This is a genomic window from Chitinophaga nivalis, from assembly GCF_025989125.1.
Classification (GTDB): domain Bacteria; phylum Bacteroidota; class Bacteroidia; order Chitinophagales; family Chitinophagaceae; genus Chitinophaga; species Chitinophaga nivalis.
The window spans coordinates 878902-902581 of sequence record NZ_JAPDNR010000001.1; the positions used below are offsets into that span (position 1 = coordinate 878902).

Sequence of the window (23680 nt, forward strand, 5' to 3'; positions counted from 1 at the left end):
GAACAGCAACGGGTTTCACGGGTGCTGGCAGATAAACTTGCAAACACCTGATGAGCATATACGGGACTTGATGAAAACCGGTTTTAAAAAAGATAATATTTTTTTGAAGCAGACTGCAGGTAATAAAAGATTGGCTCCGGAGCTGGCTTTTAATATTTTTCTGTTGGCAAAGAGGCCGCTATAAGGCGCGGCCCCGGATAATATTTACTAATACAGCTATAATCGCCAGTACCAGCAAAACATGTATGAGTGCACCGGCAGAGTAAACAAAGAATCCAAGTAACCATCCGATAATCAGAATAACGGCTATCAAATACAAAAGACTGTTCATGATATTAAGTTTTGATTCACATATGTAACTGGAAATTCTATGCCAATGCTGTAATCGTTTGATATAGCAGTAATAATAGGGTTGTTGATGGATGCAATTGTGGAAGGTTCTCCCCCATGCGGGAAGAAATAGCACGGAAATAAAAATGGTGAAATACTTGTAAATCCTTTATTACAAAGGGTTGTACAGAATGGATGCATTTTTGGAAATGATATTATTATATAGTGAAAAACCATTTACAATAACCATAAAATTTATTGAATTATGTTACAACAGGAGCAACTCAGTTCGCTATTAAGAGATCTCGTAAAATTGAATTACGATCGTGTGGAAGGTTATAAAAAAGCCATTGCCGCTACGGATGATACAGACCTTAGTGTGTTATTCAAACAATTAATAGCAGATAGTGAAAGCAACGCAGCGCAACTCAATGCACAACTGTCCGCAGAGGGAGCCGAAACCGCTACAACAGATACCATTGCCGGTAAACTATATCGTACCTGGATGGATGTAAAAGGATTGTTCACTGGTAACGACCGGGAATCGGTATTGTCTTCCTGCGAGTATGGAGAAGATGTGATTCAACGGGCCTATGTGGATGCGCTGAAGAGTGAGGTGTCGATGCCCTTTGCGATACGTGAATTGATCAGTAAACAAAAAGATGTGTTGAAGAATGCACATGATACGATTAAATCATACCGGGATATTGCAAAAGTAAATCATTCGTGATCACTTTTCATTCTGTGCATTTGTGCGGGTGCTGTTCTTTTTGTTCAATGTTGTGACGGACATGGTTGTTCGGGATTACCATCCTATTTTTAGGAACTGGTATTCCAATCATACTTATCTTAATAAGTAATATGGCAATTACGGGATTTTTCGGTACAGGGCTGCTTCTATGTCTTTTGAAGCAGCCCTTTTTTTATAATAAAACGGAACTGTTTATCGTTAAGCATGCATATCCGGAGCACCCTGCAAGCGGGCTATTGTTCAAAATATGCTCGTTTATTCATTTTGTTCAGTTTTTGCTTCGCCCTTTTTTATTTAGATGACAATGTTATCTTTATTTCAGACTAAGAGAAGTACACCTTGTAATATTTTTAACCTCCATGAAAAACAGCCAGTGGCCTACGGTCGCTGGTTTTGTTTTTAATAGGATGCAGGAGAGAAAGCCTGATCCCAGTCTTTCCATACCGGCTCGTATCCTTGCTGCCGCAACATCTCCGCAATAGCCGCCGCACTCCGGTCATCAGAAATCTCAAATTGTTCCAGCGACTGCGGATCTACTACATAGCCACCCGGATTGGTTTTGGAGCCGGCACTCATGGTGGTAATACCCAGGCGGATTATATGATTTCTGAATCGTTCTTCTTCGCGGGTAGAAATACTTAATTCAACTTCCTGGTTAAATAAACGGTAGGCACAGATGAGTTGTACCAGTTCCCGGTCGCGCATTTCTACCTTGGGAGCTAAGCCGCCTGAAAAGGGACGTAGCCGCGGAAAGGAAATACTGTATTTGGTTTGCCAGTATTTTTTTTCCAGGTACTGCAGGTGCAGGGCAGTATAAAAACTATCTGTCCGCCAGTCTTCCAGTCCGATGAGTACGCCCAGTCCCATCTTGTGGATGCCTGCCCGCCCCAGTCTGTCGGGGGTTTCCAGCCGGTAGTCGAAACTGGATTTCCGGCCTTTCGGGTGATGTTTTTTATAGTCATCCCGGTGATAGGTTTCCTGGTATACCAGTACCGCATGCAGCCCCATGGCGGCGAGTTCGCGGTAATCTGCTTCGTCCATGGGTTGTACCTCCATGGAAATATTGGCAAAGTGCGGCTGCAGCAACGACAAGGTTTTCTTGAAATAGTCCAGACCTACCAGCTGATGCGCCTCCCCTGTTACCAGCAACACATGATCGTATCCCATCTGTTTGATGGCTGCTGTTTCCTGCAATATCTCTGCAGGTGTCAGGGTTTTCCGCCTGATTTTATTATCCAGGCTAAACCCGCAGTAGGTACATATATTCTGGCATTCGTTGGATAAATATAAGGGCACATACAACTGCATGGTATTCCCAAAGCGCTGTAGCGTAAGCTGGTGGCTGATGGCCGCCATTGGCTCCAGATAGGCCGCTGCAGCCGGTGATATCAATGCGGCAAAATCATCGATGGTACGGTGACTGCTATGTAGTGCTTCTTCCACATCCTGCGATGTTTTAGCATAGATACCTGCTTTTACCGTGTCCCAGTCATACTGCTCAAATATGCTTTTAAACATGTTGGCGGATTAATGGTGATCAATAATTTATGCTTCTTCCAGGAAAGCGGTCAACGGACTGGAAGCAATGGCCCGCGTGTTAACGGCCGGTAATCCTGCTTCATAGGCCATCCGGCCGGCTTCCACGCCTGCTTTGAAGGCTGCAGCCATCTCTACGGGGCGCTTTGCAACAGCGATGGCGGTATTCACCAGCACGGCGCTGGCGCCTATTTCCATGGCCTGCGCAGCCTGCGAAGGACTGCCAATACCAGCATCCACAATAACCGGAATATTACTCTGGGCAATAATGATTTCCAGGAAGTCGAGTGTCTTTAATCCTTTGTTGCTGCCGATAGGTGATCCCAGCGGCATGACGGCTGCGGTACCCACTTCTTCGAGCCGCTTACACAGCACGGGGTCCGCATGCACATAAGGCAATACTACAAAGCCTAGCTTTACCAGTTCGGTGGCTGCCTGGAGTGTTTCTACCGGATCGGGCATCAGGTAGCGCGGGTCCGGATGTATCTCCAGTTTAATCCAGTTGGTTTCCAGGGCTTCGCGTGCCAGCAGTGCGGCATACACAGCTTCTTTCGCCGTTCTTACACCGGAGGTATTCGGTAGCAGGTGGATATGCGGATGCGCCAGGTGCTGCAACATATCATCTGCCTTATTATCCATATCCACCCGTTTGAGTGCTACGGTTACCAGTTCAGAACCGGAAGCCAGTAACGCCGCTTCCATAATGGATGCCGCAGAAAATTTTCCGGTGCCGGTAAATAAGCGGGAAGAAAACTGCCTGCCGGCTATGATTAATGGTTCCATGTTGCTTGTTTGTTTACCAGGTTATAAATATCAGCTACGAGCGGTTGTTTGTTGGCCGCATGGGTAATCAGGCCGCTGGTAGCAATGCCATAAATGCCTGTTTGCATCAGCGCCGGAATATCTTCCTGCAGAATGCCGCCGATAGCAATAACGGGAATGGCTATATTTTTTTCTTTCAGCGCCTGCATGATGGCCGTATATCCGGATAAGCCCAGTATCGGGCTAAGATTTTCTTTGGTCGTTGTAAACCGGAATGGTCCCACGCCTACATAGTTGGCGCCGTGTGCTGCATGCGTAAGAATATCTGCCAGGGTATTGGCCGTACCACCAACGATTTTGTTGTCGCCGACGATCGCCCTGGCTGCGGCTACTGTCATATCGTTGAGTCCTACGTGTACGCCGGAAGCATCTATGGCAGCGGCTATCTGCGGATGGTCATTGATGATGAGCGTAGCCTGATAGCGGTCGCAGATTTTCTTTACAGCTGCTGCCACCGGCAGTATATTTTCCGGTGTTTCGTGTTTGATACGCAGCTGAATCCACTTGCAGCCGGCATCGCAGGCAGCGAGAATGTTGTCGGTATGTGGTGCTTGTGATATGTAGTGTAAGGTGCTGGTCATAAATAATGATATCCTGTGAGTGATGGGTTACTGCCTAACAGCTTTTCCGTATAGGCTTTGGCGTGATGGCAGGCGTCAGGTAGTGATAAGCCCTTTGCCAGTCCGGCTGTGACGGCGGCAGATAAGACACATCCGGAGCCATGCTTGGGAAATACCTGTGCATGGCCGGGCGGTATCACATGTGTGGTGGCGCCGGTAAATAAGGTATCGTAACCGGGCCGTTGCCGGTGATGGCCTCCTTTCAGCAATACGGCGCAGGAGTCCGACAATATTTTTGCCGCAGCTTCCCCGTCCGTATGGCCGGCTAACGCCAACGCCTCATCGTAGTTGGGCGTAAGCAGGTAAATATCGGCCAGCAGCTCTTTCCAGGCCTGTTGCCGGATGCTGTCGTGAAAGGTGAAACCTGCCGATGCTTTGAGTACCGGATCGAGGATGATACGGATGTCTGGTACCAGTTGTTTCAGTTCCCGTACAACCGTCTGCAAGGCTGATACATCTTCCATAATCCCTATTTTACAATATGGTACGGTACAGCTGTTTAACAGTGGGGTGGCCTGTGCCAGGATCTGAGCAGTAGGTAACCATTCCACCGACAGGAAACGGTCGGCGGTTTGTACGGTAATCGCTGTGCAGATGCCCAGCCCGTTTACCCGGTGTTGTTCGAAGGTTTTGATATCTGCCAGTAGTCCTGCTCCCCCGCTGGGGTCCAGGCCGGCAAAGCTCATCACATAAGGTCGCTCTTGTTCCATAATTCCTGTATACGGTAATAGTGTTCCACTGCTTGGGCCGGCTCCTGCCAGATGGCGCCCAATATGGCGGCGCCATCGAATTGCCATTGTTTTATTTGTCTGATATTATGTGCATCTACGCCGCCCAGTGCCAAAACCTGGTGCGGGCCTTTGTTTGTTAAGGTTTGCGCATGTTGCCCCTTGTAGTCCGGTTTGGAAATACTGTTGAAAACCGGACTTAATAACAAGGTGGAAAAATGAGGCCCCAGTAAGGGGATGTCGGCCGTGTCATGTATCCCTGTGCTATGTTGTAGCTGTGGTGATACCTGTGCCGGTGTTACCTGTTGCCGGGCGGCTCCGCTCCAGTGTATGCCTGCTAATCCATATTGGTGGCAAACATCCACCTGATCCCGGATGATCAGCCGATGGTAAAAAGCAGGTGATATCTGTGTCACCAGTTGGCTGTACTGGCTGGCATCCCATCCGGGTTTACGGAGTAACACCCGGTCGGCGCCCGCTTCCAGCAGGTGCGTGATAATAGTACCTTCTTCTTTTACCGCTGTTGCAGCTGTGATAATCCAGATCATACGCGTGGCGGTTACTACAGATAAAGTTCTCCTCCCTGGCGGGCAAATGTTTTAGCCTGTTCTTCCATACCTGCCAACAGCGCTTCATTTTCTCCGATGCCTTGCTGGCTGGCAAATTCCCGCACTTCCTGGGTGATCTTCATGGAGCAGAAATTAGGTCCGCACATGGAGCAGAAATGGGCAATTTTGGCGCCTTCCGCCGGCAGGGTTTCATCATGATACGCACGGGCTGTTTCGGGATCGAGTGACAGGTTGAACTGGTCTTCCCAGCGGAATTCGAAACGTGCCTTGCTGAGGGCATTATCGCGGTGCTGTGCGCCCGGATGACCTTTGGCCAGGTCGGCAGCATGTGCGGCGATTTTATAGGTAATAACGCCTTGCCGTACGTCTTCTTTATTGGGTAAGCCCAGGTGTTCCTTCGGGGTTACATAGCACAGCATAGCAGTACCAAACCAGCCAATCATGGCTGCGCCGATACCGGATGTGATGTGATCATAACCAGGCGCGATGTCAGTCGTTAAAGGGCCGAGGGTATAGAATGGTGCTTCATGGCACTGCGCCAGCTGCTTATCCATGTTTTCCTTGATAAGGTGCATGGGTACGTGGCCGGGGCCTTCTATCATTACCTGTATGTCGTGTTTCCAGGCGATTTTGGTCAGCTCTCCCAAGGTTTCCAGTTCTGCAAACTGGGCGGCATCGTTGGCATCGGCGATGCTGCCGGGCCGGAGACCATCACCCAAAGAAAAGGAAACATCATAGGCCTTCATGATTTCGCAGATTTCCTCAAAGTGCGTATAGAGGAAGTTTTCCCGGTGGTGCGAGAGACACCATTTGGCCATAATAGAGCCGCCGCGGGATACAATACCGGTGGTTCGTTTAGCCGTTAACGGTATATACCGCAGCAGTACGCCGGCATGGATGGTGAAATAGTCTACGCCTTGTTCTGCCTGTTCAATCAGGGTGTCGCGGAATATTTCCCAGGTGAGTGCTTCTGCTTTACCATTTACTTTTTCCAGTGCCTGATAAATGGGTACGGTACCAATAGGTACAGGTGAATTACGGATAATCCATTCGCGGGTTTCGTGAATGTTTTTGCCGGTGCTGAGATCCATAATGGTATCAGCGCCCCAGCGGCAGGACCACACGGCTTTTTCTACTTCTTCTTCAATGCTGGAGGTAACCGCAGAGTTGCCGATGTTGGCATTTATTTTTACCAGGAAGTTGCGGCCTATAATCATAGGTTCGCTTTCCGGATGATTGATGTTGGCGGGTATAATGGCGCGTCCGGCGGCGATTTCCTCCCGTACGAACTCCGGTGTAATATATTTCACGGGTGTGTTGGCGCCAAAGCTGTGGCCTTTATGCTGGTGCCACGTAGGATTATTTTGCTCAAACAGCTGATCGGCACACTGGTTTTCGCGGATAGCGATGTATTCCATTTCAGGCGTGATGATCCCTTTTTTAGCGTAGTGCAGTTGAGATACGTTGTGGCCTTTCTTTGCACGCAAAGGCTTTTTTATGCTGCTCATGCGGGGCATCTTACCACCTTCTTCCGATAGCTGCCGTACATAGGCGCTGGAGTATTGCGGCAGCTGTTCCACATCACCTCTGCCGGTGATCCATTCTTCGCGAACGCGGGGAATACCGGTGGTTACATCGATGTATATTGCCGGATCAGAAAAAGGACCGCTGGTATCATATACCACTACAGGCGCATTGGGAGTGGCGGCGCCGTTTTTACCATGCAGGCGTGTTGCTGTAAGTGTAATACGGCGCATGGCTACGCGTACCGGATGTAGTTGTCCGTTGATATATATTTTTTCAGACGCAGGAAAAGGAGCGCGACTAATGGCCGCAGGTTGCTGTTGCATGTAGATGGTTTTTTGCAGATAGAAATAATGGTTCCGTAATAGCTAACTACGGAAACGGATACACGAAAAATAAAATGGTTGCCTATCCTCCTTGCGTAGCACGGATGATAGTGATGTTGTCGGCTGCGGACAATGATTGGTTTTCCCAGGAAGACTTAGGTACTACCTGGTTGTTGACAGCTACCGCAATGCCTTTTAGTGCAGAGAGTTGAATAAACTGTAAGAGTGCAGCAATCGTTATTCCCGGCTGCACCGCATAAAGTTTATTGTTTACATGTACTTCCATGTTGACAGGAATTTAAGTGAACAATAAACTTTAAGGATGTGGAAAGATGAAGAAGGTTCAGTTACTTTTCCCTACGGCAGTATGAACTGCTTCAGGTACTGAGGGTATCATCTCAGCTTATTTATCAGCGTACCAATAAATAAACACCCCTAAAGTGAGGGGTAAAAGTAATATAAAAATCAGGAATGTCAAATAAAGAATCAGATCGTGTTGGGCATCAACATTATTTATATTATCTGATATGTGTTACCTGTTGTGTTTAATTCGTAATTTGAAATTTGTAATTTTAACGTATGAAAGGATTCATTTTCCCTTGTTTATTGGTAGTTATGTCAGCATGCGGAGACCGGGTGAACAAAGATCATAAAGTACCGGAAGAAGATATGTTGCACGACAGCAGCCTGATAGTGGTAGCAGACAGCAGCCGTATCGGTATAACAGACAGTGTAGCTGTTGTGGCAGATACGGTGCATGTGGATGCTGCCAGACTCATAGGAAAGTGGATACAACCTGTGGCCGGCCTGGAGAAAGAGATGCAGGGTTTTCAGTTACGGAAGAATGGTACCGCCAGGTCCATCAACATGTACACATTGATCTATGAGAAATGGCAGGTGACCCACGACACCTTATTGCTGTGGAATCATTCGGAAGGTGTAAAAGATACTTCTGCTATGATCGACACCATCATCATTAAAGAATTATCTGATACCTCCCTGGTATTGTTTCCGGTAAAGGCTGCAGAAGGCTATACCGAAAGATACCGGAGAAGTTTCTGATGTCATCTTAGCATAGGGTACCGGTATGATACCGGTCCTGATCAGTTATACAGCTGCCACAATCCAATCAGGCAGGATACTACCGACATAAATATCCCGGCGGTAGCGAGTTGCATATCATCAATATTTTTTCTGCCAATGTACAAGGATACCAGTCCGATGACGGTAGCGATAGCTCCTGCCGTGACAGCGTATACCGGTATTTTGGTGCTGAATGCAAATACGGCAGACAGCACGCCGATTACCAGTGAGGCAATGCAGGCGACTTTTGTTAATGTTGTTGAGTGTTGCATAAGAAGCGGGCGTTTAATCAGGTGAAGGAATAAATTGTCGGCTTATAGGTGTTTGTGACTGTTTGTATTTTCTTTCGCAGATGTGTATGGTTCCTGCTCCCAGGGAACTTTCAGGAGCGGGCCTATTGCTTCGTAACGGGTGGCCCCGTATTCATCCAGTCCGTATTTAATAGCGGTCGTATCTGCCACTTTCACAAAAGTGCCAAACAGCCGGTCCCACAGGGAGAAGATGTTGGCATAATTGGAATCCGTTTCCGGCTGAAAGTGGCTATGGTGTACCTTATGCATATCCGGAGATACGATCACCCAGCTTAAGGCATTATCGAGGGCTTTGGGCAGGTGAATGTTGGCATGATTGAACTGCGACATGAATGCAGACAGGGTCTGATAAAACATGACCATCCAGAAAGGCACCCCCATGATAAGAATAGCCAGGAACAAGGCCACTACCCGGAAACAACTTTCTATCGGATGATGCCGTAAGGCAGTGGTGCTGTCTATATGTGTATCAATGTGATGTATTTTATGATAGCGCCACATCCAGGCGGTTTTGTGTTGTACGAGGTGTATCAGGTAAGCGCCGATGAAATCCAGCATCAGTAAGGCCAGGATGGTATGCAGCCATAGTGGTAATTGCAGCAGGTAGAGCAGGCCGAAATGCCGGGAGCTGGTCCACCAGGCAGCCTTTACGATGAGGAAAGCCGCAGCGGTATTAATAATAAGGGTGGTGAGGGTAAAGAACAGGTTGATGCCGGCATGCTGGTAACGGTTGTGCCGGAACCGGAATCTGGGTATGATGCCTTCTATAATCCATAGCAGCAGCAGTCCACCAACCAACATGGCGGTACGATAGCTGGACGGAATATTTTCAAAAAAGCTTACCATATGCCTGTAATAAATATATAACCGTGTATACTGTACTATAGGGTGGTTTTTCTGGCCAGGCCAACAAAATCTTTACTGCGGATAAGCGGAGATGGTTAATCTGTTTGTAATAAAAAAGAACCTATATGCGTTACTGTTATTATGCCCGGGGCTTGCTGTCCTTTATGAATACAGGTTGTTTTTTATGTTGTGGCGAACGTATTCGCCCCTAAAATTTACGACTATTTGGGCAATTAATAAAGGGGTGTTTTGGGCCACAGGAGGAGAATACAGCAACTTACTGGCAGAGACTGCCTTATGTATTAATTTATTTAGAAAGCATTATTATACAAGAGGGGCTAATAACGAAAGAAGCGAAGACCGGTAAGATCTTCGCTTCAGTATTGTTGTTTATTTCCGGGTGGAAATATTAGTTGTTCAGCATCAGTGGCATTACCAGCATCAGGAGGTCTTCATTTTCTTCTTTTTCAGAAGGTTTCAGAATACCTGCTTTGGTAGCAGTAGCCAGTTCGATAGAGATTTCATCTCCTTCCGCCGCATTCAGCATTTCGATCAGGAATTTAGCGTTGAAAGCGATTTGCATATCGTCGCCGGTATACTGGCAGCTCATGCGCTCATTTCCTTCAAAAGAGAAATCCACATCCTGTGCAGAGAGTTGCAGTTCGCTGCCGGTGATGCTCAGAGCTACCTGGTTGGTGCTTTTGTTGGCAAATACACCTACCCGTTTCAGCGCGTTTTGGAAGTCGCTTTTTACTACCGTGAGGCGGTATGGATTGTCTTTTGGTATTACTACCTTATAGTCAGGAAAACGTGCATCAATGAGGCGGCAGATCATCTGTGCACCTTCATGCTGTACGAAGAAGTGGTTCTGGCTATAGGAAACTTTGATTTCTGAATCGTTGTCCGGCAGGGCAGATTTCAACAGGTTCAACGGTTTTTTAGGAACGATGAAGCTGTCGGCCTGTGGGCATTTAACATCTGTTCTTACATATTTCACCAGGCGATGTGCATCGGTGGCAACAAAAGTAAGGCTGTCGGTAGCAATTTCGAAGAATACGCCGGTCATAGCGGGGCGCAGATCGTCGTTGCTGACAGCAAACAGGGTTTTATTGATGGCTGTTACCAGTCCGGTAGCAGACATGGTGAAAGAAGTGGTATCATCAGCAGCCGGTTCTTTCGGGAAGTTTTCCGGGTTTTCGCCCATTACTTTGTACTTACCGTTGTCGGAAGTGATTTCCACTGCATAAGAGTTCAGGTCAATGTGAAAAGTCAGTGGCTGGTCCGGCAGGTTTTTGAGGGAGTCCATCAAGATTTTTGCCGGAATACAGATGCGTCCGCTTTCTTTGGCTTCCACCTCCAGCTTCACCCGCATCACAGTTTCGAGGTCAGTTGCAACTACAGTCAATTCATTCTTGTCAATCAGGAACAGAAAATCCTCCAGTATAGGTAATACTGTATTGGAATTGATAACACCACTGATCTGTTGTAATTGTTTTAATAAAGTAGAGGAAGAAACAATAAATTTCATGATTTATATAAGTTTGCTTGTCATTCTATAGTTTCCGGTAACCGTCCCTGCATTCTCTGTCCGTTCGGTTGTTACCTGCATAAAAGGTGTAAATGTACTGTAAACAAAGATAGAAAGTTTTGTTATACCCCCTAATTTCATCACATCTTATGCACTAAGATAATGCGGTTTTACACAACGATTTGCAGGCATTGATGTATTAATCAAAAAATTAATACTAAACAGAAAGACTAAATATGGTATCCTGATTAGAAAATGTGTAATAATAGATGTTGATTATTGTATAACATGAAAAGAATTAGCCTGTTCTTTTAAATTATCTTCAAAACGGTTACTTTTGCCCCGCAAAAAAAAACATTCCCAAACCCAACTAAAAAAGCAGGTTATGAAACTGTCTCATTTAGCCGAAACATTGATTGGATCAGAAATCATCAAGTTAGCAGCTGAAATAAAGGAGAAACAGGCCAAGGGCGAGAAGATCTACAACTTCACAATTGGCGATTTTGACCCGAAGGTATTTCCTATCCCGGTTGAATTTGAACAGGAAATCATAACTGCCTATAAGGAGCATCTTACCAACTATCCTCCGGCAGATGGTATTCCTGAACTGCGGAAAGCTGTAGGCGATTTTATTGCTGCAGGTGAAGGACTGACCTATGATCCGGCCAAAGAGATTGTGATCTCCTGTGGCGGTCGCCCTATCATTTATGCTACTTTCAGAACCATTGTAGACCGCGGTGAGAAAGTAGTATATGCTACTCCTTCCTGGAACAATAATCACTATGCGCATTTCCTGGAAGCAGAACATGTTATCCTGGAAACCAAAGCGGAAAATGATTTCATGCCTACGGCAGCGGAACTGCAACCACTCCTGAAAGGTGCTACCCTGCTGGCATTATGTTCCCCGCAAAACCCTACCGGTACTGCTTTCGGCAAACAACAGCTGGAAGAAATCTGCGACCTGGTACTGGCAGAAAACAAAAGCAGGGGTGCCAACGAAAAGCCGCTGTACGTAATGTTCGACCAGATGTATTGGGTCCTTACTTTCGGTAATACCCATCACCATAATCCCGTATCTCTCCGCCCTGAAATGCGCGACTACACCATTTTTATCGATGGTATGAGTAAAGCATTTGCTGCTACTGGTGTAAGAGTAGGCTGGGCGCTCGGACCTGCACACGTTATCGGTAAAATGAAATCTATTCTGTCGCACGTAGGCGCCTGGAGCCCTATGGCAGAACAGAAAGCTGCGGCACGTTACCTGGTGCAAACCGAAAATGTGCAAAAATACCTGCAGCATTTCAAAGGTGAAATCGAAGAAAGACTGGTGAAAATATCCCAGGGCTTCGATAACCTGAAGAAAGCAGGTCATAACGTAGAAGCCATTGCCCCACAGGCAGCCATTTACCTGACGATCAAATTTGACCTCGTGGGTAAACAAACGGCGGATGGTACCGTGCTGGCAGATCAGGCAGCCGTAACTTCCTACATCCTGGATGAAGCGAAAATCGCCCTGGTACCGTTCTATGCGTTCGGTGCCGCTAAAAACTCTCCCTGGTATCGCCTGAGCGTAGGTACCTGCGTGAAAGAAGAAATTCCGGCCATGTTCGAAAAATTACAGGCTGCACTGGAGAAACTGAAATAATATACCTCCCGAAACCGCTTACGGGCCGTTTCCGGTATAAATAATAAGAACACCGGTATTTTACCCTTTCCCGGGCAGATGCGTGCAAAAAACAACTGCATGGATCTGTTGGGCGAAGGTGGAAATACCGGTGTTTCGTTTTTATGTCCGCATACTTTTGTTATGGATGTTAGCCCCCTTCCCTACCCCGTTTCCACCCTTATTTCTGACTTTCTGACTTTTGTCATCAAAAAGTTAAATACCTGTTAAAAGGTCAACCGGCGTTACTAAGTCGGAAAAACTTTTTAATTTTGACCTTGAAACTAAAAAAGTCAAAAAGTTAATGCACACAGAAGCCAAAGACGAAATGAGGGATAAGATCCTGGATGCGGCTCTGAAGCGTTTTACTCACTATGGCGCTTCAAAAACCACCATGAACGAGATTGCAGATGATCTGCACTGTTCAAAGGCATCGTTGTATTATTATTTCGCTGATAAGAACGGCATGCACATGGCGGTGCTGGAGCGGATTGCGGAAGCGTATTTCCGGGAGATGGAGAAAGTAGTCGACCAGATGACATCTGCCGCCAAAGTATTAAAAGATATTATTGAAATCAGGAGAATGTTCCTTAGTAGATTCTGCCGGCTGGAAATATTCAAGGTAGTATACGACCGGTCCTCCTTTTTTCATGAAAAAATGGTGATGGCCAAAAGACGGGAAATAGCTATCCATACCCACATTATTCAAGCGGGTGTAGCGATGGGTGAATTTCAGTCGGAAGATCCTGCCGCCACCGCAGAACTGATGGTACATGCGTTGATGGGATTACGCTTTACAGTACCGGATCAGTACCGGGAAGACATGGAGCTGGATGAAGCCGCATTTGAACAGGTTATTGAAAAACAAAAAATGTTACTCGATATTTTTATTCAAGGAATGAAGGCGTAATTATAAAAACAGGAATCATGATAGTGAAGGACAGGATAATGGAAACAGCGCTCAGGATGTTCAAAACATACGGCGTAAAAGGAGTGACAATGTTTGATATTGCACGTGATTGCGGAGTCTCCAAAAAAACCGTATACGAGCATTTTATTGACAAACAAACATTGATAGACGAAGGCGTACAACAACTGCTCAACAACCACATCACCTTTTTCCAGGAATGTTTACAGTCTACCGAAAACGCGATTGAAGAACTGGTGCGCAACATGCGGTACATTGTGAATATCGCCAAAACACTGAACCCGGTACTGCTGTATGAAATCCAGAAGTATCATCCGGACACCTGGCGGAGTGTGGAAAAGTTTCAAACGGATTGTATCCTGCACAGCATCAAAGAAAATTTAAAAAGAGGCATCGCAGAAGGATTATATCGGGAACACCTACAGATCGATATCATTGCACGTATGCGCCAACTACAACTGGAAGCCGCTTATGACCCGATTCAATATCCGGCAGATCAATATGATTTACGGGCAGTAATGGACCAGCTGACCGCACACTTCATATATGGTATTGCTACTATCAAGGGACATGAACTGGTGAACCAATATTTGCATATCAAAGAAGAAGAATAAAACACAACGACGCTAACTAATTAAACTTATGAAGCGATTAAAGTTAACGCTTGTCCTCCTCATGGGGATAGGGGTATCTCATGGCTATGCCCAAACGCAGCTGACCTTACAGGAGGCACTGAAGTTTGCACTGAATAATAACAAGCAGCTGGCCAGGACCAAAATGGATGAAGAAATGAATAAATTCAAAATCCAGGAAGTCAGATCCCAGGCACTGCCCCGTATTGACGCAAGCGCCAGCTACACGGATAACCTGAAACTGGCACAGTCACTCATACCCGGCGACGCCATTGGAAAATCCGCAGACAGCTCTCAGGTGATTACATTTGGTACGCAGTACAATGCTGCGGTGGGCGCCGAACTCACACAGCAGGTATTCAACAAAGCAGTCATCACCGGATTAAAGGCCGCGAAGTCAGGACAAGAATACTATACGCTTCAAACACAGCAATCCACTGAAAATGTGATTTACAATGTATCCCAGCTGTATTATCAGCTGCTGGTGATACAGGAAAAAATCACCACGATCAACAGTAACATTGAAAAGCTTACCCAGCTGGTAAGCGCTACCAAATCACAATATGATAACGGCCTGGCTAAAAAGATAGACCTGGACCGTATCAAGGTGAATCTGACCAATTACATTACCCAGCGTATTCAACTGGAAAACCAGTACGCCACACAGGCCAACAACCTGAAACGGCAGATGGGTATGCCTTTACAATCTGCTTTCCTCCTCCCTCCTGCTTCACTGAAGGATATTGAGAATAAAGCAGCCGGGGTATTGCAGTATGATGATATGAACCTGTCCAACAGAACAGAATTCAGATTATTGAAGAAACAGGAAGAACTGCAGGAGCTGCAGAAGAAAGCCTACCTGGCAGAATATTATCCTTCCTTGTCACTCAATGGCCGTTATTCCTACAATGGTATGAGCCGTCAGTTTCTGTTCCAGCATGATCCATCCAACGCCACTTTCTGGTTTGGTGCCGCTTCTGTAGCCCTCACCCTGAAAATACCCATCTTTGATGGCTTTGGCCGCCGCTCCAAGGTAAATCAGGCCAATGTAACCCTGCGCCAGCTCAGCAAACAGATAGAAGATACCGAATTGGGACTGAACACCGAATATGAGAATGCCAAACTGCAGGTACGCAGCAACTTATCCACTATTACGACCCAGAAGGAAAACATGGACCTGGCAAATGAAGTGTATTATTCTACCCAGAATAACTATAAGCTTGGCCTGGCCGGTTTAACAGACCTGCTGAATGCGGAAACATCCCTTACTGATGCACAGAACAGCTACAATGAAGCTTTGCTGCAATATAAACTGGCAGAACTGGACATCATTAAAAGCAAAGGCAGTCTGAAAGACCTGCTAAACTAAATGTATAAACGAAAAAAAAGAAAGAAAACATAAACTATTTGCAGATGAAAAAGTTTATAATCTGGGGCGTGGTAACAGTGGGTGCAGTGGTCCTGATCATGTGGAAACTTAACGCCAATAAACAGGCAAATGAGGCTAAAACCGAATTTGTAAAACAAAGTAACATTGGTGACATTCCGGTACTCATACAGAAAGTATCCCGCAACGACTTCGCCCAGGGCTTTCTGGCCAATGGGAATTTCGCTCCTATCCGTGAGCTGTCTTACCTGGCGGAAACCTCCGGCCGTATCACCAAATTGCTGGTAGATGAAGGCAATGTGGTAAAACAAGGGCAACCCATCGCCTACATCGACGGGCAAATCGTGAATACAGACCTGCAGTCGGCCAAAGCCAACCTGGATCAGCTGAGAATAGATAAAGAAAGATATGAAGCAGCGTTCCAGACAGGTGGGGTAACCCGCAAACAAATGGACGACGCCCGCTTGCAATATGACCTGGCTAAAACCCGCTATGAGGCTGCCAGCCGTCACGTAAGCGATACCTATGTAAAGGCGCCGATCTCCGGTACCATCAATAAAAAATATATCGAGCAGGGTGCATACCTCTCACCCGGCAGCAAAATGTTTGACATCGTGGATGTATCCCGGCTGAAACTGGCTGTATCTGTGCCGGAAGCACAGGTGGTAGGCCTGCAGAAAGGACAGAAAGTAAAGGTTACTTCCAACGTATTTCCTGAAACCAGCTATGAAGGCACCATTACTTTCATTGCGGCGAAAGGCGACAACTCCCTCAACTACCCGGTTGAAATGGAAGTAGGCAACGTATCCGGGCAGCAGCTGAAAGCAGGTATGTACGGTACCGCCCACTTTACAGCGCCGGAAACCGATAAAACCATCTTCATCGCCCGCACAGCCTTTATTGGCGGTGTAAACAGCAACGAAATATATATCATGGAAGGAAAGATCGCTAAAAAACGGAAGGTAATTGCCGGCCGTATCGTAGGCGATCAGGTAGAAGTACGGGAAGGGCTCAACGAAGGAGATGTGGTGATAACCAGTGGTCAGATCAATCTGACAGACGGCGCTGCTGTAACTGTACAAAGTGCAGCGAAGTAAGCGGGAATTGTATCCGGTGTTTGATCAAATTTTTGCAACATGAAGATTACTGAAGTATCCATAAAACGACCTACCATTGTGGTGGTGGTGTTTACCATCCTCACCTTGCTGGGTGTAATGAGCTATAAATCGTTGAACTATGAGCTGCTGCCAAAGTTCAGCTCACCGATCGTAACGATTGCTACGATATATCCGGGTGCGTCTCCCAATGAGGTGGAAAGTACGATTACCAAAAAAATTGAAGATGCGGTGGCGTCGATGGAAAAGATCAAAAAGATCATTTCCAAATCGTCTGAAAGTTTATCGGTGATTACCGTGGAACTGAACAACGATGCGAATGTAGATATTGCCCTGCAGGATGCGCAGCGTAAGGTAAATGCAATCCTGGCAGATCTGCCGGGAGATGCGAAACCACCTTCCCTGAATAAATTCTCCCTGGATGACCTGCCTATCATGACCTTGTCTGCTACGGCTAAAATGGACGATAAAAAGTTCTATGACCTGGTAGATAAAAAGCTGCAGCCATTATTATCCCGCTTGCCGGGTGTGGCGCAGGTATCGCTGATTGGTGGCCAGGAACGTGAAATTCAGGTAAACGTGGATCCTAAAAAACTGCAGGCCTTTAATTTATCCATCCTGCAGGTACGGCAGCTGATTACCAATGCCAACCTGGACTTCCCGACCGGTAAGGTAAAAACTGCCGATGCCCAGATCCTGATCCGCCTGGCAGGTAAATACAAAAATGTAGACCAGCTGCGTAACCTGGTGCTGAAAACCACAGAAAATGGTACCCAGGTACGTTTGATGGATGTGGCAGATGTACAGGATGCACAGAAAGATGCAGAACGTATTGCCCGTGTGGATGGTGTGAGTGCGATTGCCCTGCAGGTACAGAAACAAACAGATGCCAACGCGGTAACTGTAAGTGAGGAAATGAAAAAGGCCATTGCCAAAATAGAAAAGGATTATGCGGCCAATGACCTGAAAATGTTGGTGGCAAACGATTCCTCCGACTTTACCCTGGAATCTGCGGATTCAGTAATACATGACCTGATTCTGGCGGTAGCGCTGGTGGCCGTGGTAATGCTGTTGTTCCTGCATAGTATCCGGAGTGCGCTGTTTGTGATGATCTCCATCCCAGCCTCCCTGGTGGCTACTTTCATCGGTATGAAGCTGATGGGCTTCTCCCTCAACCTGATGTCGCTGCTGGGTTTATCTCTGGTGGTAGGTATCCTCGTGGATGATGCGATTGTGGTACTGGAAAATATTTACCGTCACATGGAGATGGGTAAAAACCGGGTGCGTGCAGCATTTGACGGGGTAAAAGAAATCGGGTTTACCGTAACCTCCATTACCCTGGTAATTGTGGTGGTGTTTCTCCCGATCTCTTTAACCAATGAGCTGGTATCCAAAATCGTACGCGAATTCTGTGTGGTGGTAATGATTTCTACCATGCTGAGTTTATTGTCTTCCTTTATGATTGTACCGCTCCTGTCTTCCCGCTTCGGTAAACTGGAACATATCACAGGAAAAAATCTGTTCGAGAAATTCATCCTGTGGTTTGAAAGACAATTGAACCGCTTTACCGTTTGGATGACTGACATCCTGAAATGGGCGCTGGGACATAAAGCTATTACAGTACTGATTGCGGTAGGTTTGCTGATTGCTTCCTTTATGTTGATTGGTAAAGGATATATCGGTGGAGAGTTTATTCCGAAAGGCGACCGCGGACAATTCATTGTGATGCTGGAAATGCCGAAAGATGCCTCTGTACAGCAATCCAACCAGGCTACCCGCAAGGTGGAAGAGTACCTGAATAAAAAGCCGGAAATAACCCGTTTGATCACGACGGTAGGTCAGACCAGTGAAGATGGTTTTGGTACCTCACAATCTACTGCCTATAAAGCCGAAATCACGGTGATGATGGTAGATCCGAAACACCGTAAAGATGCTTCTGATATTTATGCCGCCAAGGTGAAAAAAGAACTGAAAGCAATTTTACCAGGTGTGAAGGTGAAAACAACGGATGTGAGTATCCTTGGTACGGCTGAAAGGGCGCCGGTAGAACTGATCGTAATGGGTACGGAACTGGACAGTGTGATGGCTTTTGCCAACCGGGCCAAGGATACCCTGAAATCAGTGAGTGGTGCTACAGAGGTGAAATTATCTGTGGAAAACGGTAACCCTGAAATCAACGTACAGGTAGACCGGGATAAAATGTCTGCCTTAGGGTTAACCCTCGATCAGGTGGGTGGTACCATGCAAACCGCTTTCAGTGGTACAGCAGATGACTCTAAAGTAAAATTCCGTCAGGGAGATTATGAATATGATATCAACATCCGCTTTGATGATTTCAACAGAAAAAATCTCCAGGATGTATCCGATATCCAGTTTATTAATGATAAAGGCCAGCTGATTAAGTTAGCGCAGTTTGCTGCGGTAACAGAAGGCTCCGGCCCCAGCCACCTGGAAAGAAGGGATAAAAATACCTCTGTGTCCGTACAGGCACAGGTAATGGGACGTCCTTCCGGTACCGTCACCCAGGAGTTTGCAGCCAAACTGGCCAAAATGGAGAAACCAACCGGCATCAGCTTCCTCTTTGGTGGTGACGCAGAAAACCAGGGCGACTCCTTTGGTACGATGGGTGCAGCTTTGCTGATATCTATTGTACTGGTGTATCTGATCATGGTGGCGCTGTACGACAACTACATTTATCCTTTTGTGGTATTGTTCTCTATTCCGTTGGCGATCATTGGTGCTTTACTGGCACTGGCACTGACCAACAATACGCTGAACATCTTTACCATATTGGGTATGATCATGCTGATCGGGCTGGTGGCCAAAAATGCGATCATCCTGGTGGACTTTACCAACCAGATGAAAGAGCAGGGCCAAAGCACCTATGAGGCGCTGATACACGCCAACAATGCGCGTTTACGTCCGATTCTCATGACTACGATTGCGATGGTGATTGGTATGTTGCCGATTGCGATGGCCACCGGTGGGGTAGCTTCTACCAAGAACGGTCTGGCCTGGGTAATTATCGGTGGTCTGATCAGTTCCATGTTCCTGACCCTGATAGTGGTACCGGTGATTTATTATGCAGTAGATAAGGTGATGGCGAAATTCGGCATCGGTAAATTATCTGCCAAACGATATATCAGACAACGGATGGTTGCTTCTTATGAAGAAGTGCCGTTAAATGAAATACATGTTAATTAAGATAATAAAGAAGTGTTACTAACAGTGTAACAGTTGTAGGTTTATAAAATGGCTGGAGTATTCATACTCCGGCTTTTTTTATGCCCTTCCTATTCTGTCAGCGCTTTGGTGCCCCGCAGTTCCTTGGGAGCGTATCCGAAATGATTTTTGAAGGCATTGGTGAAGTTGGAGGCATTGGAATAACCTACCTGTTCTGCGATATCACTGATTTTTTCTTTGGTATGCAGCAGACTGATTTTAGCTTTTTCCATCCGCAGGCCCTGCATATATTCAAAGATGGTGGTACCAAACAGTTGCTTGAAACCATTTTTAAGTTTAAAGTCATTGATGCCTACTTTATGCGCCAGTTCAATAATGGAGCAGGGAGCATGCAGGTTGCTGGCAATATGTTCCCGTGCATGGTGAATGCAGGAGATGTCGTGACTTTTCAGCTGGAGGTGATTGGTTTTTTTGCCGATATGGTGCATACATTCGGCCAGGTCTATCTGCATAGACAGCAGTTCCATCACTTTCGCCTCTATGTATAGTTGCCGGATACCCGGTGCATAGGAAAAATTATGGATGTCGTTGATGATGCTGTGCATCACCGGTGTAATGGGCATATACCGGGGAAACAGCTGGGCCGGTATGCCCTTGGACACTTTATGCAGAAAGCCATCCAGTACCTTGCTTTGGCCGTACCACTGAAAAATGAAGTCTGGTGTTACATGAATGTCGAAAGAGCGGAAGTGTTGCTGTCCGGCCAGTTTAGACTGTCCTTCATAACCGGGGTAATACAGCAGGTTATGGTGCATACTCATGGCGGTCAGCTCCTGTTGCCCGGTTTCACCGAAGGTGATGGGCGCAGCAAAGTTAAACTGCATCTCGATACTTACGAGATCGCTCACGGTTTTCAACACCAGGTCCTGGGTGGTCTGGGTATGTCCGCTGAGCAGCTCAAAGTGGCGATAGGCAGTATGTGTATAATTCATGACGCCTCCCGGCAGCCGGATAATGCTGGTGGTTTCCTGCATCTCCTTATTGGCACGGGTGTCAGAAGACATACATTGTAATACCTCTGCTGTTGTAAGGGTGATTTCCATTATACAAGTATTGCTAAGTACAGGGCTTTTCGGGTGTTCCTGACAGCTTGTTTGATCAAAATATCCCGGATTCACAAAAAAAGGCTCCTTTATTCACAAGCATATTTCCGGTAGTGTGCCAGATCTTTGCCGCCGTAAAATAATTCATAAAATGCTGCCTGACAGTCATGGGAATATCAGTTCTTTCAGGAAGGGCGGTATAAGCCCCTTGCAATTCCCGGCAGCATATGGATACAAACTATGCGGCTATGATACGAAATCTTTACCTACTAACGCTTTTACTTGTTATAAGTAGCGCCCTCTCCCTCTCCGCCCAGGATAATAAAAAACATACCGGTATCATCCGGGGAACCATTACCACCAGCGACAGCAAGCCTGCTGCCATGGTAGTAGTAGCCCTTTCCAGTTCCAACAAAACGGGATTAACGGATGAAGCAGGGAAGTATGAATTTTCCAACCTGCCTACCGGCGCCTATAAAATTAAAGTGTCTTTACTTGGTTACCAGGATATTATCAAATCCGTAACGGTAGACAATAATACACCGGCCGTACAGGATTTTGAGCTGAGTATGCAGATCAATGAACTGAATGAAATTATTGTTGCTTCCCGGAACAACCGGTTCGACAAAAAACATTTATCCTCTACCCTACGTCTGCAGCAGCCGTTGCTGGAAATTCCCCAGAATATTCAGGTGGTATCCGGTAACCTGCTGGCAGAACAACAGCTGTTTAACGTGTCTGAAGGCGTAGGCCGCAACGTGAGTGGCGTACGTACCCTCATGCACCAGGAAACCTATGCTTCTGTATATATCCGTGGTTTTGATGCCAGTGGTATGCGGAACGGGATGAGTGTGAATGGTTATTTTGGCCCGCTGAAAGAAGATATGTCTTATGTAGACAGAGTAGAATTTGTAAAGGGACCTGCCGGTTTTATGATGGGAAATACCCAGCCAGGTGGTTTCTACAACATCGTTACCAAAAAACCTACCGGTATCAGTCAGTCTGCTGCCCGTCTTACCCTGGGTAGTTTTAATACCTATCGTGCAGAGGCAGATGTAGATGGTCGTTTTAAGAAAGATGGCCGTTTGCTGTATCGCGTGAATGTAATGGGACAGAAAAAAGATTCCTGGACCAAGTATGCCTTTAACAACGGGTTTGCTTTTGTACCTACCTTAAAATATTTGGTAGATGATAAAACTTCTGTGACATTGGAATACCAATACCAGTTTTCCGAATTTTCCGGTTTTGCTTCCTATATCTATTCCATGAACGGATTTAAGGACATGCCGCGGAATATGACCTACAATGATCCTTCCATCAATCCTACCCGGGTACATGACCAAAGCGTTTTTGCTACGGTAGAACATAACATTGATGAAAACTGGAAAATCACCGGCCAGGCGGCTTACCTGAATTATGATATGCAGGGACAAAGTCTTTATTCTGTGTATAACTCCCTGGATAAAGAGGGTAACATGCGCAGAAATATTTCTGTAAATGATGCGGTGAATACTGCCAAACTGGGACAGGCTTTCATCAACGGTAAATTCACTACCGGTAGCGTTACCCACCGGGTATTGGCCGGCGTGGACCTGGGACAAAAAGAATATATCGCCGACTGGTCTGCGCTGAAAGACACAGCTGGTTTATCTTTCAATGTCTTCAAACCTGTTTACGGCAAGCTGAAACCATCCGATATTCCACAACCCGACAGAAGCCGCAGCCTGCGGGAACGTGCGGCGGGTCCTTCCGGTGCCAAAGGCGGTTATTCCTATAACGCAGTATATATCCAGGAAGAAGTAGGATTGCTCGATAATAAAATCCGCGTGAGTGTGGGTGGCCGTTATACCAATACCACCAAACTGGATGCGTTGGGGAATGATGAAAACAACCACGCTTTCACCCCACGGGTAGGCGTAAACGTAAATGTGACTAAAAACATGACTGTGTATGCCTTGTATGACCAGTCGTTCATTGAGCAAACAGGGCTGCTGGTAGGTGGCGGTGTGGCTAAACCTTCCAAAGGTACCAATAAGGAAATCGGCTGGAAAAGCGAGTGGGCGGATGGCCGCTGGTCTGCTACCGTAGCTGCTTACGATATCACTAAAACCAACATCCTGGCTTCTGCCGGTCCTGATTTCCCGGGTCTGTCCATTATGTCCGGTGAAGCACGTTCAAGAGGTATTGAGCTGGATCTGAAAGGAGAAATACTGCCTAACCTGAATGTGATCCTGAACTATGCCTACATGGATGCGAAAGTGACCAAAGATGCGAAACCACAGAATGTAGGCGCTGCCTTGCCAGGTACTGCCAAACATAACACCAACGGATGGGCAACCTATCGCATTGCTACAGGTAAACTGCAAGGCCTTGGTTTCTCCCTCGGTTATTCCTTCCAGGACGACCGCGCTGCCTGGCCTACTGTCACCACCAGCTTACCGGATGCATATTTCTCACTGGATGCAGGTGTATCTTACACGCAAAACAAATTCAGTGTAAACCTGCTGTTCAACAACCTGACAGATAAAGAGAACTACACCGGTTTCTATCCAGGGGCCTGGGGGTATAAACACTACGGTTATCAGTATATGACACCACGTAGTTTTAAACTGTCTTTCGGTTACAAGTTTTAACAACTGTTCATATCAATAAAATGTTTCCGGCCCCTTTTATATGGCATCTTGCCATATAAAAG

The 23680-nt window shown here is 46.5% G+C and carries 21 protein-coding genes and 1 riboswitch; of the genes, 9 read left to right on the plus strand and 12 right to left on the minus strand.

What is annotated here, in order from left to right; translation table 11 throughout:
• Window positions 1-178: 178 nt before the first annotated feature.
• The gene (locus OL444_RS03665; protein WP_264734588.1) at window positions 179-331 is read right to left on the minus strand and encodes a lmo0937 family membrane protein; all 153 of its coding nucleotides are present in this window, start codon (window positions 329-331) and stop codon (window positions 179-181) included.
• Window positions 332-595: 264 nt separating this feature from the next.
• On the opposite strand from OL444_RS03665, the gene OL444_RS03670 reads away from it, so the two are divergent.
• On the plus strand, window positions 596-1060 hold the full coding sequence (locus OL444_RS03670) for a ferritin-like domain-containing protein (RefSeq protein WP_264734587.1): 465 nt from the start codon (window positions 596-598) through the stop codon (window positions 1058-1060).
• A gap of 420 nt (window positions 1061-1480) precedes the next feature.
• On the opposite strand, the gene thiH is transcribed toward OL444_RS03670, so the two are convergent.
• The 7 genes from thiH to thiS form a co-directional block, all read right to left on the minus strand.
• Entirely contained in the window at window positions 1481-2599 is a 1119-nt protein-coding gene (gene thiH / locus OL444_RS03675) for a 2-iminoacetate synthase ThiH (RefSeq protein WP_264734586.1), read from the minus strand.
• Window positions 2600-2626: 27 nt separating this feature from the next.
• Entirely contained in the window at window positions 2627-3400 is a 774-nt protein-coding gene (locus OL444_RS03680) for a thiazole synthase (protein WP_264734585.1), read from the minus strand.
• Window positions 3388-4020 (minus strand): thiamine phosphate synthase, encoded by a 633-nt coding sequence (locus OL444_RS03685; protein WP_264734584.1) that lies wholly within the window; start codon window positions 4018-4020, stop codon window positions 3388-3390. Before OL444_RS03685 ends, OL444_RS03680 begins: the two co-directional genes overlap by 13 nt.
• Entirely contained in the window at window positions 4017-4769 is a 753-nt protein-coding gene (locus OL444_RS03690; protein WP_264734583.1) for a hydroxymethylpyrimidine/phosphomethylpyrimidine kinase, read from the minus strand. The genes OL444_RS03685 and OL444_RS03690 overlap by 4 nt, the downstream gene beginning before the upstream one ends.
• The gene (locus tag OL444_RS03695) at window positions 4745-5335 is read right to left on the minus strand and encodes a thiamine phosphate synthase (protein WP_264734582.1); all 591 of its coding nucleotides are present in this window, start codon (window positions 5333-5335) and stop codon (window positions 4745-4747) included. Before OL444_RS03695 ends, OL444_RS03690 begins: the two co-directional genes overlap by 25 nt.
• A gap of 14 nt (window positions 5336-5349) precedes the next feature.
• Window positions 5350-7206 (minus strand): phosphomethylpyrimidine synthase ThiC, encoded by a 1857-nt coding sequence (gene thiC, locus OL444_RS03700; protein ID WP_264734581.1) that lies wholly within the window; start codon window positions 7204-7206, stop codon window positions 5350-5352.
• 82 nt (window positions 7207-7288) lie between these two features.
• On the minus strand, window positions 7289-7492 hold the full coding sequence (gene thiS / locus OL444_RS03705) for a sulfur carrier protein ThiS (protein ID WP_264734580.1): 204 nt from the start codon (window positions 7490-7492) through the stop codon (window positions 7289-7291).
• Between the two features lie 51 nt (window positions 7493-7543).
• Window positions 7544-7653, minus strand: a riboswitch (TPP riboswitch).
• Between the two features lie 132 nt (window positions 7654-7785).
• Between thiS and OL444_RS03710 the strand changes: the two genes are divergently transcribed.
• Window positions 7786-8268, plus strand: a complete 483-nt coding sequence (locus tag OL444_RS03710) for a lipocalin-like domain-containing protein (RefSeq protein ID WP_264734579.1) — start codon at window positions 7786-7788, stop codon at window positions 8266-8268.
• Window positions 8269-8309: 41 nt separating this feature from the next.
• Here the strand turns inward: OL444_RS03710 and OL444_RS03715 are convergent, their stop codons facing one another.
• The 3 genes from OL444_RS03715 to dnaN form a co-directional block, all read right to left on the minus strand.
• Window positions 8310-8561 (minus strand): hypothetical protein, encoded by a 252-nt coding sequence (locus OL444_RS03715; RefSeq protein WP_264734578.1) that lies wholly within the window; start codon window positions 8559-8561, stop codon window positions 8310-8312.
• Window positions 8562-8603: 42 nt separating this feature from the next.
• Window positions 8604-9446, minus strand: coding sequence for a sterol desaturase family protein (locus tag OL444_RS03720; RefSeq protein WP_264734577.1), 843 nt, complete (start codon window positions 9444-9446; stop codon window positions 8604-8606).
• 409 nt (window positions 9447-9855) lie between these two features.
• Window positions 9856-10974 carry a DNA polymerase III subunit beta gene (gene dnaN / locus OL444_RS03725; RefSeq protein WP_264734576.1) on the minus strand — a complete coding sequence of 373 codons (1119 nt, stop codon included), beginning with the start codon at window positions 10972-10974 and terminating at the stop codon, window positions 9856-9858.
• 385 nt (window positions 10975-11359) lie between these two features.
• Here dnaN and OL444_RS03730 point away from each other — a divergent pair, with 385 nt between their 5' ends.
• From OL444_RS03730 to OL444_RS03755, 6 genes are all read left to right on the plus strand, one after another.
• On the plus strand, window positions 11360-12619 hold the full coding sequence (locus OL444_RS03730) for a pyridoxal phosphate-dependent aminotransferase (protein WP_264734575.1): 1260 nt from the start codon (window positions 11360-11362) through the stop codon (window positions 12617-12619).
• A gap of 322 nt (window positions 12620-12941) precedes the next feature.
• Window positions 12942-13547 (plus strand): TetR/AcrR family transcriptional regulator, encoded by a 606-nt coding sequence (locus tag OL444_RS03735; RefSeq protein ID WP_264734574.1) that lies wholly within the window; start codon window positions 12942-12944, stop codon window positions 13545-13547.
• A 17-nt stretch (window positions 13548-13564) separates the two neighbouring features.
• Window positions 13565-14179 carry a TetR/AcrR family transcriptional regulator gene (locus OL444_RS03740; RefSeq protein ID WP_264734573.1) on the plus strand — a complete coding sequence of 205 codons (615 nt, stop codon included), beginning with the start codon at window positions 13565-13567 and terminating at the stop codon, window positions 14177-14179.
• A 28-nt stretch (window positions 14180-14207) separates the two neighbouring features.
• Window positions 14208-15566: a TolC family protein gene (locus OL444_RS03745; protein WP_264734572.1), complete on the plus strand. Its 1359-nt coding sequence runs from the start codon at window positions 14208-14210 to the stop codon at window positions 15564-15566.
• 44 nt (window positions 15567-15610) lie between these two features.
• Entirely contained in the window at window positions 15611-16681 is a 1071-nt protein-coding gene (locus OL444_RS03750) for an efflux RND transporter periplasmic adaptor subunit (RefSeq protein WP_264734571.1), read from the plus strand.
• A gap of 39 nt (window positions 16682-16720) precedes the next feature.
• On the plus strand, window positions 16721-19903 hold the full coding sequence (locus OL444_RS03755) for an efflux RND transporter permease subunit (RefSeq protein ID WP_264734570.1): 3183 nt from the start codon (window positions 16721-16723) through the stop codon (window positions 19901-19903).
• Between the two features lie 89 nt (window positions 19904-19992).
• Here OL444_RS03755 and OL444_RS03760 read toward each other — a convergent pair whose 3' ends face one another.
• Window positions 19993-20985 carry a helix-turn-helix transcriptional regulator gene (locus OL444_RS03760; protein ID WP_264734569.1) on the minus strand — a complete coding sequence of 331 codons (993 nt, stop codon included), beginning with the start codon at window positions 20983-20985 and terminating at the stop codon, window positions 19993-19995.
• Window positions 20986-21233: 248 nt separating this feature from the next.
• Here OL444_RS03760 and OL444_RS03765 point away from each other — a divergent pair, with 248 nt between their 5' ends.
• A complete protein-coding gene (locus OL444_RS03765; RefSeq protein WP_264734568.1) occupies window positions 21234-23618 on the plus strand; it encodes a TonB-dependent receptor in 2385 nt (794 codons plus the stop codon).
• The last annotated feature ends 62 nt before the right edge of the window (window positions 23619-23680 follow it).